Source organism: Streptomyces sp. SLBN-8D4, assembly GCF_049739545.1.
GTDB lineage: Bacteria > Actinomycetota > Actinomycetes > Streptomycetales > Streptomycetaceae > Streptomyces > Streptomyces canus_C.
Genome location: NZ_JBMGQC010000001.1, coordinates 5,569,564 through 5,584,187, shown reverse-complemented (window position 1 = coordinate 5,584,187; position 14,624 = coordinate 5,569,564). Strand labels below are relative to the sequence as shown.

Genomic DNA, 14,624 nt, shown 5'->3' with positions numbered 1-14,624 from the left:
CGTCTGCTGCGGCTGCACGGCATCAGCACCCGGTTCGTCACCGCACAGTCCGGTGTGGAGCGCGGAGTGCTCACCGACACGGAGGTCCGCCGCGTCGACGACCTGCTCGGCCCGTTCGACGTGGGGGGTGCCTCTATGTTTTTGGTCAAGCTCGTGCTGCCGGTTTTGAGGTGGTTCGGCCTGGGTGGGGTCATGCGGCCAGCGTGACGTTCTTCGGCTCGCGGGGTTCGTAGAAGGTGCCGTCGCGGAGCATGGCGAACAGGACGCTGATGCGTTGGCGGGCGAGGCGGAGGAGGGCTTGGGTGTGGGTCTTGCCGCGGGCGCGTTGCTTGTCGTAGGAGGTGCGGGAGGCGGGATCGGCGTTCATGCATGCGAAGGCGGAGAGGAACATGGCGCGTTTGAGCTGCCGGTTCCCGCCTCGGGGTGCGTGTTCGCCATGGATGGAGGTGCCGGACTGCCGGGTGGTGGGGGCGAGGCCCGCGTAGGAGGCGGTGCGCGGCGGTGGGGAAGCTGGTGCCGTCACCGACGGTGGTCAGCAGGACAGCGGCGGTCCTGACGCCGACGCCGGGCATCGATGTCAGGACCGGGGAAAGAGGGTGGGCCACCAGCAGGGCGTTGATCTGGGCTTCCAGGGCCCGGCGCTGTTCGTGGACGGCGGCGAGAGAGCGGGCCAGGGAGGGCACGACGATGTCGAGGGTGCCGGTGCCCGGGACGACGACGGTCTGCTCGTCCAGAGCGTCGAAGACCTCGTCGATCAGCCGCTGGGCCATGCGCGGGGCTTTGGGGCGGATGAGCTCGACGAGCCTGCGGCGGCCGGCCTTTCGCAGTGCGGCCGGGGATCCGTAGCGCTCCAGCAGCCAGGTGACCGCCTGGTGGTCGAGGCGGGGGCCCAGGACGCGTTCCAGCGACGGGTGGAACTGGGTGAGCAGGCCGCGTATGCGGTTGGAGGTGCGGGTGGCCTCGGCTACGAGGTCCTGGTCGAAGCCGATGAGCACGGTCAGCTCGGCGGTGATCTCGTCGGTCAGTTCCAGCGAGCGCAGAGTGTGCGGCATGGTGCGGGCCGCGTCCGCGATGACGGCGGCGTCCTTGGCGTCGGTCTTCGCCTCGCCCGGGTAGAGGTCGGCGATCCGGCGCATCGCCAGGCCGGGCAGGTAGGCGACCTTGCAGCCCGCGTCGCGGGCGACGGTCATTGGCAGGGCGCCGATGGAGGCGGGCTGGTCCACGATCACCAGGACAGTGCCGAACTTCGCGGTCAGCTTGTCGAAGACGGCCCGCAGCTTCGGTTCGCTGTTGGGCAGCTGCTTGTCGAAGACCTTCTTCCCGGCCGGGGTCAGTCCGTGCCCGTGGTGGGTCGTCTTACCGACGTCCAGGCCGAGGAACACGCCCACGTCTTCGGTGTCGAACACCGCATCCCTCCCAGGGAGTTGCTCCGTGCCGGCCTTGGCGTCGGTGTCGTACGCGCGCATCCACGTTATGCAGACCTGCCGCCCGCGAGCTGTCCGGCATTGCGCCGGACCGGGCGGTGGCCGGACCTCTCATCAGCGTCTCCGACGACACCTCCCGGGCCCGGAGGCCAGCGGCCCTCTTGCAGGACCGCGAAGAACATAACGGGGGGAGTTCGCACGCTCCCGACGACGGCTGCCACTGCCGGGTGCCCGAGCCGGGGCTGATCCTCAGGCGGTCGGACGGGTGTGCACGGCCCCGTCGGAGTGCATGGTCGCCAGTGACCTCGGCGCGCACGTCGAAGCCGCCCGCCGGTCCGGGGGCCGACCATGTGGCCCCGGACGTCCTGAACGCAGTACGCGCGGTACTGAACGGCCCTCCCCAGGGCTGCGTCTCGGTCGACGAGCGCCCCGTCGAGGCTGCCTACGACACCGGTCCGCGGCCCCGGTGAGAGCCGTCCGCAGGTGTTACTGGGCGTAGAACGTGGCGTCCGCCCGGTCCGTGGCCGTGCTCGGCGTCTGCACGTACAGCAGGTAGTTGAAGTGGCGGACGTAGCGGCCGGGTGAGCCGTAGGACTCGTAGGAGACGCCTGCCGAGTCGGACAGACCCGCCCGCTTGTGGAAGGTGGCGTCGGACGCGAACTGCGCCGTGCCGTCGTTCTTCTCCAGCCGGACCTCGAAGCTCGCGTTGCTCCGCAGGTAGTAGCCGGGGAAGTTGGCCGACTCCAGCGACACGGTGCCGCTGCCGGTCAGGCCGGTGACCACCCGGAACTGCGAGTCCGCGAGCGGGCTTACGTTGGCGTCGATCCGGCCCCGGTAGTCGAAGTGGCGGATGAAGCGGTCCGCGAAGTTGTACGACGAGAAGCGCTGCGGGGTGACCCCGTCGGCCACCGGGATGCCGAAGTCGGGGGTGCCGTCGGCCTTCCAGTACACCTTCTGGACGCGGGTGCGGCGGTTGGGGTCGTTCAGCGGGTCGCCGGTGATGTCCTTGTAGCTGCGGTCGTGGTAGACGAGGATGTCGGACTTGCCGTCCTCGGAGACGGTGAAGGAGTTGTGGCCCGGCCCGTACTGCGAGGTCGCGTCGCTCGTCTTGAACACCGGCTGCGAACCCTTGGTCCAGGACGCCGGGCTGGTCAGGTCGGCCGTCGCGGAGGCGGTGAGCATGCCGAGGCAGTAGTTGGCGTCGGTCGCGCTGGCCGAGTAGGTCATGAAGACCTTGCCGCCGTGCTCGATCACCGCCGGCCCTTCGTTGACCTTGAAGCCGATCGTCTCCCAGGACAGCGTCGGCTGGGAGATCTCCGCCGGCGTGCCGGTGATCGTCCAGGGGTCGGACATCTTGGCGATGAACAGGCTGGTGTTGTTGTTCTCGGCCGGGTTGCGCTGGGCCCAGGCGAGGTAGCGGACACCGCCCACGACGAAGGTGGTGGCGTCGAGGGAGAAGCTCTCCCACGTCGTCCTGATCTGGCCCTTCTCGGCCCAGGTCGCGGTGAGCGGGTTGGCTCCGGTGCCCTCCAGGACGTACATCCGGATCGCCCACTGGTCGCTGGTGGAGCCGGCGGCGAAGTACACGTACCACTTGCCGCCGATGAAGTGGATCTCCGGCGCCCAGATGTGGGCTCCCATGACACCGCTGGCGTGCTTGGTCCAGATCGTGGTCTCCGGGGCCGTCGACAGGCCCTGGATGGTGGTCGCCCGGCGCAGCACGATGCGGTCGTACTCGGGCACGGTCGCGGTGAAGTAGTAGTAGCCGTCGGTGTGCTTGAAGATGTGCGGGTCGGCGCGCTTCTCGGCGATCGGGTTGGTGTAGGTCACGGCGGGGGAGGCGGGAACGGCCGCGTGGGCGGTGGTGCCGGGCCCGGCGAGACAGCCCACCAGGGCGAAGAGGACTGCCGTGAGCAGCCGTACGGCGTTGCGTCTCAAGGGTTTGCTCCAGATTGCGGATACGGGGATGCGGAGGGAGGTCAGGTCGTGGGGACGAGGCGCCACTGCTGGCAGTTGTTGTTCAGCCATGTCCACAGCCGTACGTTGGATCCGTTCACGGTGCCGCAGTTCTCGACGTCGGCGACCTTGCCGCTGTTCTCGTTCACGATCCGCACGAAGTCACCGGTGGCCGTGTAGACCAGACGGAACTTCTGGCAGTTGTTGTTCAGCCAAGACCACTGCTGGATGTTCGTGCCGTCGGTCGTCGCGCAGCCCTCGGTGTCCGCCACCTTGCCGGTCGCGACGTTGACCAGCCGGTTGGTGTCGTTGCCGAGGTCCTCCACACGCCACTTCTGGTTGGCGCCGCCGTTGCAGCTCCACTGGAAGATGTTGGTGCCGTCCATGGTGTTGCCGCCCTCGACGTCCAGGCACTTGCCGCTGTTGCGGTTCACGAGGGTGTACGCGGTCGGGGTCGTCGCCGTCTCGCCCGCGGGGCCGGGCAGCGTCGTGCCGAGCGCCACCGGGGTGCCGAAGTTCGGCGTGCCGTCCGCGTTCCAGGTGAACTTCTGCGCCCGCGTCGTACGGCCGTTGCCGCAGCCGCCGGTCGCGGAGTCGTTGGCGTGGTAGACGATCCAGTTCTCGGTGCCGTCCGGCGAGCTGAAGAAGCCGTTGTGGCCGGGACCGTAGACACCTGCCGCGTCATCGCGCTGGAAGACCGGCGTGGACTTCTTCGTCCAGGAGGCGGGGTTCAGCGGGTCGGTGCCGGTCAGTTCCAGCCGGCCCAGCTTGTAGTCCGCGGTGGAGCAGTGGCTGGCGGAGAAGGTGAGGAAGGTGCGGCCGTCGTGGTAGAGCGGTTCGGGGCCCTCGTTGACCGCGCCGCCCGAGGTCTCCCAGCTCATGGTGGGGCTGGAGATGATCGTGAAGGTGTTGCTGGCCAGCGTGTAGGGGTTGCTCATCGGCGCGATGACCAGGCTCTGCGTGCTGCCGTTGATGAAGCCGCTGCCGATCAGGTACAGGTTGTTGTTGTTCTGGAGGACGGTGGCGTCGATGAGCCAGCCGCCGGGGGTGAGGTTGGAGCCGCTGAGCTGGTTCTTGTAGGTGTACGGGCCCATCGGGTCGGTGCCCGCGCTCTCCAGGACATGGGTGCGCTGGGAGTCGCAGCAGGAGACACCGCTCTGCCCCGCGGAGTAGTACAGGTACCAGTGGCCGTTGAGGAAGTGGATCTCCGGCGCCCAGATGTTGGTGTTGCGGGTGGAGGTGGTGTCACTCCAGATCTGGACGCTGGCGGCCGTGGAGAGCCCGGCCAGGGTCGGTGCCTTCCGCATGGTCAGCACGCCGGTGAAGGACGTGGTGACCAGGTAGTAGTTGCCGTTGTAGTACTCGAGCCAGGGGTCGGCTCCCTTGGCCGTCTTGACCGGGTTGGTGTACGGGCGGCCCTCGGCGGCGGCGGCCGGGGTCGTCGCCGACACCATGGCGATCAGTACGGCGAGCACGCACAGGATCAGGGATCTGTGGCGTCTGGCGGGGGGCTGCTCTGACATCTTCGGCATGCGAGACCGTCCCTGTCCGTAATTTCGAACCACGTTCGTAAATTCGGTCAGAAGATAAGCGGGGGCAATGACTCCGTCAACGGTTTCGTCACAGGCACTTCACCTGCGTGACTTCATCCCGTGAACCGGACCGAGACGCGGCCCGTCAGCGCTCCGAGGAGGAAGCCGCGACGTTCGACCGGTGGCAGGCCGAGCTGGACGGCGCTGCGCCCGCCGCGGCGCGGTTTCCCGCGGAGACCGACGGCGCCGACGGGTCCGACGGGGCCGCCGCCCATGGGTCCAGTGACGCCAACGGGCCGGACGCTGCGGCTTGGGCCCGGCGCGCGCAGGTGGTCGTCCTGAACTGCGCCATCAAGGCACGCGATGACCGCAGCCGCCACCCGCACCCGGAGTTGTTCGGGGCCCCGTGCGACTTCTTCACCCGCGCCGCGGTCTCCCCCGGCCAGATGGACCCCCACGACGGGCAACGCCACACCAGCGGAACCCGCCGCAGAGTCCGTCAGTGAGCGTCTTCAGCGGTGCCGCTCCAGGGTGAGGACGGCTTTGGCGATTGACGTCATGCGATGTGGGCCGCACCGGGATCTGCGGAGGACGCGGATGCGGATGATCCGGTGGGTGCAGGCGGCGGTCAGGTCGTGCGCCCGGCCCGGCGGTGCGGGTGAGAGCCACAGCAGCCGGCCGCCCGGATCGGTGACCACCTGCACGTTCACCCCGTGCCGGCGGTGCTTGGCCGAGTAGTCGGCCCGCCCGTCGCCGACCCGGGCGCACTTGGCGAGCGTGCCGTCCAGCAGGACGAAGTCCGCCTCGGCCTCGCGCAGGACCTTCAGCAGACCCTGCGCACGTTCGGCGAGCAGGTGGACGACCGCGCTGGTGCAGGCGTGGGCGGTGGACTCGCTGATCCCGAATCCGGCAGCGATCTTTACCAGGGGGGTGTGTTCGCGGAGGTACACCAGTGCCACCATCGCGCGCTGGGACGGGCGGAGCTTGCAGCGGCGGTCGCCCTCACAGGTGACAACGAGCACGGTGACCCACTCCACGAGCGCATGGGGCAGGTCGAGTGCGGCAGGATAGATGGCCAACGAGGCCCCCGAGCAGCGTGGTTGAGACGTCAGACACCTCGTCAACAGGCCGGGGGCCGGTGAGGACCGTCGGAAAAGGCCCTGTTCGGCAGGGATCTCGCAGGCCGCCTACCCAGCGCCACGTCCGGTTCGGTGGAAGGCCACGCGGAAATGGACCTGCCCGAGGAGAGGGCAGGTCCATTTCCGCGTGGCCGACCCGACCACCGTTGTTTTGTCCGGCGGGTTCTCCACCGAGGCGACCTGGCGCACCCTCGTCGACCACCAGGTCACCGACTTCGCCGCCGCCCCGACCGTGTACCGGGGACTGCGCTCCTCGTCGGTGCCGGTGCCGCGGGGGCTGAGCCTGGAGCGGGCGTCCAGCGCGGGGGAGCCACTGACCCCCGAGGTCAACGAGCGGGCCGGGGCCGCGCTGGGCCTGGCGGTGCACGATCACTTCGGCCAGACCGAGGTCGGCATGCCAACTGACACAGGGCGCAGAACGGTCCAACCGCCCTCGACTCCTGCCCTCTCAACGCCCACCACTCATTCGCTGCAAGCCACAGAAACAGCAGGTCAGAGGCGTTCAAGCTCGCCGCGCCGCTATCCTGCCCCTATACAGGGGACCCTCGCTGGCGCGCATCCGCTACGCTGTCCCTGGTCGGCCATTGGTACGTGGCGTTGTCTGCTCAGGTGACCCGGCGGAGAGCGTTGCACCACGTCTGACCAGCGGGCTTGTACTCCGCGTCGAAGATCCACGCCCTGGATTTTCGACAAGGTTTTCTACAAGCCCCGGCCTTCGTAGCTCAGGGGATAGAGCACCGCTCTCCTAAAGCGGGTGTCGCAGGTTCGAATCCTGCCGGGGGCACCAGGCGAAAGGCCCCGGACCGATCATGGTCCGGGGCCTTTGACATCCACTTTTGACATCAACGAGGGCGATCACTCACGACCGGGCCGCCTCTTGAGCAGCCGATCCATGTGACTGATGGCCTCCCGCTGGGTGTCCTGCACGACGTGCGTGTACACGTCCATGGTGATGCTGATCTGACTGTGCCCGAGGATCTCCATCACGACGCGGGGAGCCACCCCGGCAGCGGTGAGCAGCGTGGCGCACCCGTGCCGGGCATCGTGCAGCCGGATCACGCGGAGGCCGGCGGACTGGGCGACGCGAGTGAAGGAGCGGTACACGTTGCGCGGCTCGACCGGGCGGCCGTTCCGGGTGGCGAACACGTAGCCACCGTCATCCCACGACTCCCCCGCGCGCTGCCTGGCAACCACCTGCCGCATCCGGTGCCAGCGCAGCGGGGCGACGCACATGGCCGGGAGCGGAAGGGCACGGTTGCGGCGGTTCTTGGTGTCGTCGTCGTAGAGGACCCCGCGCCGCCGCTGAGTCTGCTGGCGGATGTACAAGACGCGCTTGTCCAGGTCCACGTCGGTCCAGCGCAACCCGACGAGTTCGCCGCGCCGCAGTCCCATGGCGATGGCGAGCACGAAGGCCGCGTACAGCGGGTCCTTCCGGGAGGCGGCGAGGAAGTCCAAGGTCTCGTCGAGCGTCCAGGGACTCAGCTCGCGCGACGACGCCCGGGGCGGCTCGACGAGGCCCGCCACATTCCGCGCGATCAGCTCTTCCCGACAGGCAGCGGACAGGGCTGAACGCAGCACCCGGTGCGATTCCTTGGCCGTGGCCGCTGTCGTCCTGTTCTCCAGCTGGGTCAGGAAGCGCCGGATGTCGGCTACGCCGAGGGATTCGAGCCGCTTGGAGCCGAGCATGGGCACGAGGTAGAGCCTGACGTGCGTCTCGTACTTGTCGTAGGTGCTGAGCTTCCGGCGGGGCTTGACGATGTTGTCCAGCCAGTAGGGCAGCCAGTCAGAGAGCTTCGCCGAGCGGGTGGGAACGGGTACGCCCTGGTCGACCTTGGCCAGCAACTCACGACGCTTGGTGTCGCACTCCTGCCAGGTCTTGCCGTACGCGAACTTGCGGGCACGGGTGCCGTCCGGCTGGAGGACGTAGACCGCGCACTGATAGCGGCCGTCCTTGCGCTTGGTGATGGTGCCGGCACCGTTGGGGTTCCGCTTGCGTTGCTGGGCCATCATGCCGCCGCCTCCAGTTCGTTGGTGATGTACTCGCGGACAGCCCGCGCCGGAATGCGACGGCACCGGCCGATGGTGATCGAGGGCAGGCGACGGGAGCGGATCAGGTCGTAGACCGTGGACCGCCCGAGCTTGAGGCGCGCCATAACGTCGGGCACGGTCAACAGCTCGTCCTCACGCATGGGTTGGCTCTCCTTCTGTGCCAGGGGCGGGTTCGAGGGATGCGGACAGCCAGGCTTCGGTGTCCGAGAGGCCGGTTCCTGCGAAGACCCAGTGGGCGAGGACGTACGTCGTGCCTGGCTGAGGGTTGGCGGCTTCTGAGGCTTGGGCGCGGCGATATTCGGCGCGGGCGTTGCGGAGGGCGCCGAGGGTGGTGGAGTAGCGGCGGGATTTGGTGGAGAAGTGGCCGCGGAAGCCGAGCATGTGGGCCCAGGCGCGCAGGCGGAGGTGTTCGAGGTCCTTGTGTGCGCCGAGGGCCCAGGCGGTTCGGATGAGTTGGCGGGCGTGGTCGCTGATGTCGAGTTGGGCGAGTTCGGCGACGAACTTGAGCGGGCGGTCGAGAGCTCCCGTCGCTGTTTCGGCGCCCTTGGTGGCGTACTTGGCGATGTAGGCGGCAACAGCTCGTTCGGTCAACTCCTGGCCGCCGTCGAAGTCGGCGGAGCGGATGGTGCGGACGTCGAGTTGGCGGCCGAAGGCGAAGGTGTGGGTGCGGCCGTTGATGGCCGGGCCATCGATGCGGACCTTGGAGACGGCGGCTTCTATGGCGTCGGTGAGGAGTTCGGCTGTCGCCCATGCGGGCGGTGGCGTGTTGCCGCCTCCAGGGCCGTCGAGGCGGATGACCGAGTGGAAGTGGACGGCTCCGCGCTTTTGGTACTCGGCAACCTTGGCGAATGACACGCGCGCATGGTCCCGGAGTCGGCGTTGTGAGAGGCCCGCGCGCTTGGCGACCTCCCGGCGAAGGTAGATCGAGAAGCGGCGCCAGAGAGCCCCCGCGTGGGCGTTCCAAAGCACGGCGGCTTCGTAGTCGTAGGTGTCGGGGTTGAGCGGGGTGCCGAGACTGTCGTCGTCCTGGTCGTGGTGGTGGCCGCAGCGACAGGGGCGGCCGTCGGTGCGGCGGTTGTGGACCGGGCCGAAGCCGGGGGCGGTGAAGGTGGCGAACACGCGGGGGTGGGTGCCGACCTGTTCCGGGGTGCCTTTGCCGCCGCGAAGTCCGGCGGTGATGAGGTGGAAGGTGTCGCGGCGGTAGACCTCGGCGCAGGCCGGGCAGCGGGTGGTGCGGCGGTTGTTGCAGCGGACGAGGAGTTGGCCGGCGGGGAGGCTGGTCGAGTCGAGGCGCTGGAGGATGCGGCCGATCTCGCCGGTGGTGGTGTTGAGGTCGTATTCGGTGCGGTGGCCGTCGAGGCGGATGGGGTGGGTGCAGCCGCCGAGACCGGAGAGCTGGCGGAGGATACCGGGGAGGGTGCCCTGGGCGGCCAGGTTCGCGAGTTCCGGCACGGGGGCCGGGGTGGTGCGGGTGAAGATGGCGTTTCCCTTCTGACTGGCTCGGTCGGGAGGAAGGCCCCGGGGCGGCGTAATGCTTGGTCGTGTGCCGTCGCCCCGGAGGCCGGGCGGGGATCTAGCGGCGGTGCTGGTCGCGGAGCAGGGAGCGCAGGACGACGGCGGCCACGGCGACGGAGATGGCCGTGACGGCGACGGCGGCCAGGAGCGTGGTGAGGACGACTCCGCCGACGACCAGGGCGGCGACCGTCTTCTGATCGATGGACACCGAGGGCAGCGCGCGGCGGTCGGGGGCCGGTTCGGTCGTTGCGGTGTGGGTGTGTGCGGGCGGCGGCGGGGTGGGGTTGTCGGGGTACTTGGGCAGGAACACGGAGGAGACTCCTTATCTACTCGCCTAGATGTGTTAGCCGTTTATGACGGTCACGCCGGAGCGCGTGCCGGATTCGATGGCGGGGGCGAGGAAGGTGTGCGAGAGCCAGAAGCCGAAGAGGGCGATCAGGACGACGATCCAGGTGCGGACGCCGAGGAACTTGACCGCTCCCCAGGCGAAGAAGCCGAGGACGACGACGAGGGGCAGGCTGACGGTCACGGGGTGCGGGTCCTTTCAGCGGACAGGGCAGCGGTGGGTGCGGGCGGCCAGTTCGGCGGCGGCGCGGCTGTCGTAGTCGGCGGAGAAGTTGCAGCGCGGGGCGGTGCAGGCGGCGGTGTGCTTCTCTCGGCCCCTGCCGTCGTATGAGCTGGCGACCTGGACAGGGCCGATGCGGGTGACGTTGCGGAAGCGGCGGTTCGCGGTCATGTGGGGTTCTCCCTTCAGAGTTGGGCGGCGATGGCTTCGGCGAGTGGCGCCGGGACACCGAGGCGAGCGCGAAGAGTTGGGGTGTCGATTGGTGCTCCGGTGCGGGTGCGGTGTTCGGCGGCGACCTTGCGGGCGTGGTTGACCAGGGCGGTCGGCACCGGAACGGGCGGGGTGGACAGGGTTGGCTCGATGGCGGCGGGTTGGGCGGGCGTTTCGGGGGTGGTTTCGGGCTCGTCCTCCTGGTCCTCGATGGGGTCCATGACGTTCTCGTCGGTGGCCGTTTTCGGCGCCGTATGGGCGAGGAGGGTTCCGCCGAGGAAGGCGACCGCGGGCCAGCCCGCGACGAGGATGCTCAGCCAGGCCGGCACGTCGGTCATGTCGAGGAGTCCGGCGGTGGCGACGTTGGCGCCGAGGGACGCGGTGAGGGCGATGACGAACCAGCACCAGGCCGCCGCTTTGGCCGTACCGGAGCGGAGTCGACGCCATGCGGCAACGAGCAGCAGGTCAACGCTGATCGGGTAGGCCCACGCCTTCCATCCGTCCTGTCCGGCTGCCATGGCGATGTCGTGGATGTGGGCGAAGGACAGTGCGGCGGCGATGAGCGCCTGGACCAACACCGCGTCGACACGGGCCAGATGGGCGCGCACGGTCCGGCTCCCTTCTGTTTCGGGGATGGCAGGGGTAGGGACGTGGCGCGAGGCGGTCACGCCGACCGGATTGAGGGGTGCGTCAGTCGGTCACCGGGTGAGGCAGAACTGCCGGGGCCGGGGTTTCGACGGGGCGTACGGGGACGTCGGGCCGGAAGGGCTTGAGTGCGGGCAGGTCGGGCACCAGGTGTGCCGATTCCCGGCAGATCTCGGCGGCGTCGCCGAGGGAGAGGTAGGGGGTGCGGATGCGGGACCAGCCGCCGGAGGTTTCGCCCGCGACGGCCAGGCCGGGCAGTTCGGGGGCGATGGCGCAGGCTGCGGAGACTGCTTCCGGGGCGATGTCGCCGAGGGCCATCTTTGCAGAGGCTTCGTCGTTGACGCGGTGGCAGACGCGGCCGGTGAGCTGGGCGCGGAGCATGGTGGCGCCCTTGCCGAGTTCGGCGCCGAAGCGTTGCCCGCACACCTCCAGGTAGATGCCGGCCGCGCGGCCGAGCTGGGCGAGGCGGATGAGCTGGGTGACCATCTCGTCGCGGCGTTCCTCGTCCTTGCGGGTGGCGGTGAGGAAGAGTTCGGCCACCTCGTCGACGAACAGGACGACGGGGGTGGGCCGTTCGCTCTCTGGCAGGCCCCAGATGTCGGAGGTGATCTCCTCGTCCGGGGTGTCGGGCGCGATGCCCTGCCTGGCCTTGATCAGGTCGTATCGGTCCTCCATTTCCTTGACCAGGACGGGCAGCAGGTCGGCGGCTTCGTCTGGGTCGGTGGCGAGGGCGGAGAGACGGGCGGCGAAGGGCGCGAGTTCGACGCCGCGTTTGCAGTCGATGCCGACGAGGGCGACGGGCTGCCGGGCCAGTCCGGCGATGAGGTGGCGCAGGTACATGGACTTGCCGGAGAGGGTCGCGCCGAGGGTGAGTTGGTGAGGAACGGTCCGGTAGTCCCGTACGAAGGGAGTGGCGTCTTCCCGCAGGGCGACCGGCACCATGAGGAACCCGGATTCGGTCTTGCGGGGCATGCGGACTCGCCGTAGGACGTCGTAGCCGACGAGCCGCAGTTCGACGACACCGGGCTTGATCGTGGTGACGTAGACGGCGTGAACTCCCCATGCGTGCCGCAGCCGTTCGGCCGAGGCAGCGACGTCGGCGGGTTCCTGTCCGGGTGCGAGCCGCAGCCGGATGCGCAGCCCGGTCGAGGTGGGCCTGATGATGCCCCGGCGGGGCGGGACCGGCCGGACCTCCCGCCGGGTGGTGGCCTTGACGGCGAGGACCCGCAGCCGGGAAGGAGCGACGGTCAGGCCGCACGCTTCCATGACGGAGCTGTACGAGCTGAGCAGGCGGGCGGTGGATATCGGGCCGCCGATGGCGGACCAGTAGACGGCCGGGTACTTGGCCCGGGTGTAGGCGGTCCCGCCGCCGAGCGCGGCGAGGGGACCACCCACCTCCAGGAGTGTCGTCAGGTCGGTCATCAGGCGGTGGCCCCCATGGCGGCCGGGAACGCGGCCGGGGTGACGGCGGCGGCCCGGAAGGCGATGCCGTGACGCTGCTGCCCGTTGAACACCGACTCCCACGGCCGGGCGATGAGCCCCGGCAGCGAGACCGGAGCACCGAGGTTCAAGCCCTCGGAGACACCGCCCTCCGGCACGGTGACCTTGATCAGCGAGGACTCTCCGTCCTCGATGTAGACGACACCGATGGTCATCAGCGCCTCACCGCTGACGGCGTCCTTGGCGATCTCGCCGGTCTGACGGTCGCGGACCTTGGGCTCAGGAGCCTCGGTGAGGAGGATCGTGGCGGCGGAGGTCTCAACACGGATGGTGCGCAAGACAGTTTCCCTATCTACTCGTCTATACATGTAGCGATCTGCGAACCCGATCTCCCGGGCTCACGACGATCACCATGCCACACAACTTGCCCACTCGTCTATACGAGTATGCATGCTGGGGTGTACGAGTTCCGGAGAGCGCCCCCGCGCACCGATCCTTCAGCGGGGTCATCCGAAGGAGCCATCCTCCCGGACAGCGAACGAGTCGCAGCCGTCGTGCTCGAAACGGGCCCGCCCGTCGAACGCCGAGCCGGGGTGGGTGCAAAGTCCCCAGTCCCGTCCCAACTCGCCGCTCAACGCGACCCAGAAACGACAGCCGCCGCACTGCTCGTCAAACCACTCATCCCGATAATCGGGCTGGTCAGTGCGCCTGTTCCGAAGCTGCAACCAGCGCTCGTGGCACTCGTCGTTGTGCTCACGATCATCCCCCGTCCAAGCTTTGTCAGGCACCGGGCGCCCCACGCTCACGTCGCCGGAAGCTGGTAGGACAGCACGTACGCGTCCGCCGCCATGACCGTGTCGCAGACCTCGACGGCCCGCCCCTCGGTGTCGAAGGCAGTGCGGATCAGGTGGATGACGGGCACGCCGGAGGCCAGCCGGAGCGTCTTGACCTCGTCCGGGGAAGGCATCCGGGCCCGGATCTCCTCCTCGAAGTGGTCCAGGCGGTGACCGAGTTCTTCGAGGCGGGCGTAGATGCCGCCGGGCCCGGGGTTGGGTTCGGCGATCTGCGTACCGCGGGCGATGTCGAGGGGGAGGTAGGAGGTGGCGAACTCGACCGGCCGGCCGTCGAGGAGATACCGCCGCCGCCGGGCGAGGACCCGCCGCACCGAGCCGAGTCGGGTGGAGATGTCCTGACTGGCCTTCTCTTCCTTGACCTCAAGGCTGTCGACCTGGGGGTGGCTGCCGACCGTGTCCGCCTCGACGATGAACGCGGACTTGCCCTGCTCGCGATGCCGGCGGGCGAACCGGTCGGAGGCGAGTCGCCGTACGGGGGGCCGGGGCCGGACGAACACGCCCTTGCCGTGCTCGGCGTGGACGAGTCCTTCCCCCTGGAGGATGGAGAAGGAGTTGCGGACGGTCATCCGGGATACCCCGTAGTGGTCCACAAGCTCCGCCTCGGAGGGCAGCTTCTCGCCCTCTCGAAATCGCCCGCGGTCGATGGCCTCGCGCAGCTGGTCGGCGATCTGCCGGAAGACCGCACGATCGCTCGTGGGGTCGAGATCACCGAGCTGGCCGGAGGGAAGGGCAGGGGTCACGAGTGCACTCCTTTAGGTATCTAGACGTGTGGGCGAGTGTTGTTGCTACGGTGGAGAGCCTAGCCATCCGAGAGGGCCGAGGAACGTGAGCACAGAACGCCCGCACTCCGTAAGCGTGGCCGGAGTCGTCATCGACGACCGCGGCCGAGCCCTCCTGATCCAGCGCCGCGACAACGGCAAGTGGGAACCCCCGGGCGGCGTCCTCGAACGCGAGGAGACCATCCCCGAGGCCCTACAACGCGAAGTCCTCGAAGAAACCGGCATCAAGGTCACCCTTCCGGCGACCCTCACCGGCGTCTACAAGAACATGACGGGCCTGATCGTCTCCCTGGTCTTCCGCTGCCAGGCCGCCGACGGCACGCCCACCACCGGCGACGAGACCCGCGCCCTGCGCTGGGCCACCCGCGAAGAAGTCTCCGAGCTTGCCGACGAGGCATACGCCATCCGCGTCCTGGACGCGATGGACGCGGCGTCTCCACCTGCCATCCGCGCCCACGACGGCGTGAAACTCGTCTAGCCCGAACCCGCTGCACATGGCGGCCTACCAGCACGAAG

16 protein-coding genes, 1 tRNA gene and 1 pseudogene are annotated in these 14,624 nt (G+C 68.9%); 4 read left to right on the top strand and 14 right to left on the bottom strand.

Annotated elements, in window-relative coordinates; translation table 11 throughout:
- Positions 1 to 190 precede the first annotated feature (190 nt).
- The 3 genes and pseudogenes from RKD20_RS25430 to RKD20_RS25420 all read right to left on the bottom strand — a co-directional run bounded on the left by RKD20_RS25430 (position 191) and on the right by RKD20_RS25420 (position 4,834).
- Positions 191 to 1,406, bottom strand: a pseudogene (locus RKD20_RS25430) (IS110 family transposase).
- Positions 1,407 to 1,910: 504 nt separating this feature from the next.
- Positions 1,911 to 3,362, bottom strand: a complete 1,452-nt coding sequence (locus RKD20_RS25425) for a family 43 glycosylhydrolase (protein ID WP_424879731.1) — start codon at positions 3,360 to 3,362, stop codon at positions 1,911 to 1,913.
- Positions 3,363 to 3,403: 41 nt separating this feature from the next.
- Positions 3,404 to 4,834: a family 43 glycosylhydrolase gene (locus RKD20_RS25420; protein ID WP_424883317.1), complete on the bottom strand. Its 1,431-nt coding sequence runs from the start codon at positions 4,832 to 4,834 to the stop codon at positions 3,404 to 3,406.
- Positions 4,835 to 5,019: 185 nt separating this feature from the next.
- Here RKD20_RS25420 and RKD20_RS25415 point away from each other — a divergent pair, with 185 nt between their 5' ends.
- On the top strand, positions 5,020 to 5,418 hold the full coding sequence (locus RKD20_RS25415; RefSeq protein ID WP_424879730.1) for a hypothetical protein: 399 nt from the start codon (positions 5,020 to 5,022) through the stop codon (positions 5,416 to 5,418).
- Positions 5,419 to 5,424: 6 nt separating this feature from the next.
- On the opposite strand, the gene RKD20_RS25410 is transcribed toward RKD20_RS25415, so the two are convergent.
- Positions 5,425 to 5,991 (bottom strand): transposase family protein, encoded by a 567-nt coding sequence (locus tag RKD20_RS25410; RefSeq protein WP_424879729.1) that lies wholly within the window; start codon positions 5,989 to 5,991, stop codon positions 5,425 to 5,427.
- 187 nt (positions 5,992 to 6,178) lie between these two features.
- On the opposite strand from RKD20_RS25410, the gene RKD20_RS25405 reads away from it, so the two are divergent.
- Together RKD20_RS25405 and RKD20_RS25400 are read left to right on the top strand one after the other, a co-directional pair.
- Entirely contained in the window at positions 6,179 to 6,664 is a 486-nt protein-coding gene (locus RKD20_RS25405; RefSeq protein WP_424879728.1) for an AMP-binding protein, read from the top strand.
- A gap of 98 nt (positions 6,665 to 6,762) precedes the next feature.
- Positions 6,763 to 6,838: transfer RNA gene (locus RKD20_RS25400), tRNA-Arg, on the top strand.
- Positions 6,839 to 6,906: 68 nt separating this feature from the next.
- On the opposite strand, the gene RKD20_RS25395 is transcribed toward RKD20_RS25400, so the two are convergent.
- From RKD20_RS25395 to RKD20_RS25350, 10 genes are all read right to left on the bottom strand, one after another.
- Positions 6,907 to 8,058, bottom strand: coding sequence for a tyrosine-type recombinase/integrase (locus tag RKD20_RS25395; RefSeq protein ID WP_424883316.1), 1,152 nt, complete (start codon positions 8,056 to 8,058; stop codon positions 6,907 to 6,909).
- Positions 8,058 to 8,240, bottom strand: coding sequence for a helix-turn-helix domain-containing protein (locus RKD20_RS25390; RefSeq protein ID WP_356593378.1), 183 nt, complete (start codon positions 8,238 to 8,240; stop codon positions 8,058 to 8,060). The genes RKD20_RS25395 and RKD20_RS25390 overlap by 1 nt, the downstream gene beginning before the upstream one ends.
- A complete protein-coding gene (locus RKD20_RS25385; RefSeq protein WP_424879727.1) occupies positions 8,233 to 9,552 on the bottom strand; it encodes a replication initiator in 1,320 nt (439 codons plus the stop codon). Before RKD20_RS25385 ends, RKD20_RS25390 begins: the two co-directional genes overlap by 8 nt.
- A 121-nt stretch (positions 9,553 to 9,673) precedes the next feature.
- A complete protein-coding gene (locus RKD20_RS25380; RefSeq protein WP_424879726.1) occupies positions 9,674 to 9,925 on the bottom strand; it encodes a SpdD protein in 252 nt (83 codons plus the stop codon).
- A 33-nt stretch (positions 9,926 to 9,958) separates the two neighbouring features.
- Positions 9,959 to 10,144, bottom strand: a complete 186-nt coding sequence (locus RKD20_RS25375) for a hypothetical protein (RefSeq protein ID WP_062025415.1) — start codon at positions 10,142 to 10,144, stop codon at positions 9,959 to 9,961.
- Positions 10,145 to 10,159: 15 nt separating this feature from the next.
- A complete protein-coding gene (locus tag RKD20_RS25370; RefSeq protein ID WP_330325825.1) occupies positions 10,160 to 10,351 on the bottom strand; it encodes a mobile element transfer protein in 192 nt (63 codons plus the stop codon).
- Positions 10,352 to 10,365: 14 nt separating this feature from the next.
- Positions 10,366 to 10,998 (bottom strand): DUF2637 domain-containing protein, encoded by a 633-nt coding sequence (locus RKD20_RS25365; RefSeq protein WP_424879725.1) that lies wholly within the window; start codon positions 10,996 to 10,998, stop codon positions 10,366 to 10,368.
- An 82-nt stretch (positions 10,999 to 11,080) separates the two neighbouring features.
- Positions 11,081 to 12,457, bottom strand: coding sequence for an FtsK/SpoIIIE domain-containing protein (locus RKD20_RS25360; RefSeq protein ID WP_424879724.1), 1,377 nt, complete (start codon positions 12,455 to 12,457; stop codon positions 11,081 to 11,083).
- Positions 12,457 to 12,813, bottom strand: a complete 357-nt coding sequence (locus tag RKD20_RS25355; RefSeq protein ID WP_424879723.1) for a hypothetical protein — start codon at positions 12,811 to 12,813, stop codon at positions 12,457 to 12,459. The genes RKD20_RS25360 and RKD20_RS25355 overlap by 1 nt, the downstream gene beginning before the upstream one ends.
- 464 nt (positions 12,814 to 13,277) lie before the next feature.
- A complete protein-coding gene (locus RKD20_RS25350) occupies positions 13,278 to 14,069 on the bottom strand; it encodes a GntR family transcriptional regulator (RefSeq protein WP_062025424.1) in 792 nt (263 codons plus the stop codon).
- Positions 14,070 to 14,154: 85 nt separating this feature from the next.
- Here RKD20_RS25350 and RKD20_RS25345 point away from each other — a divergent pair, with 85 nt between their 5' ends.
- Entirely contained in the window at positions 14,155 to 14,586 is a 432-nt protein-coding gene (locus RKD20_RS25345) for an NUDIX hydrolase (protein ID WP_424879722.1), read from the top strand.
- Positions 14,587 to 14,624: the final 38 nt, after the last annotated feature.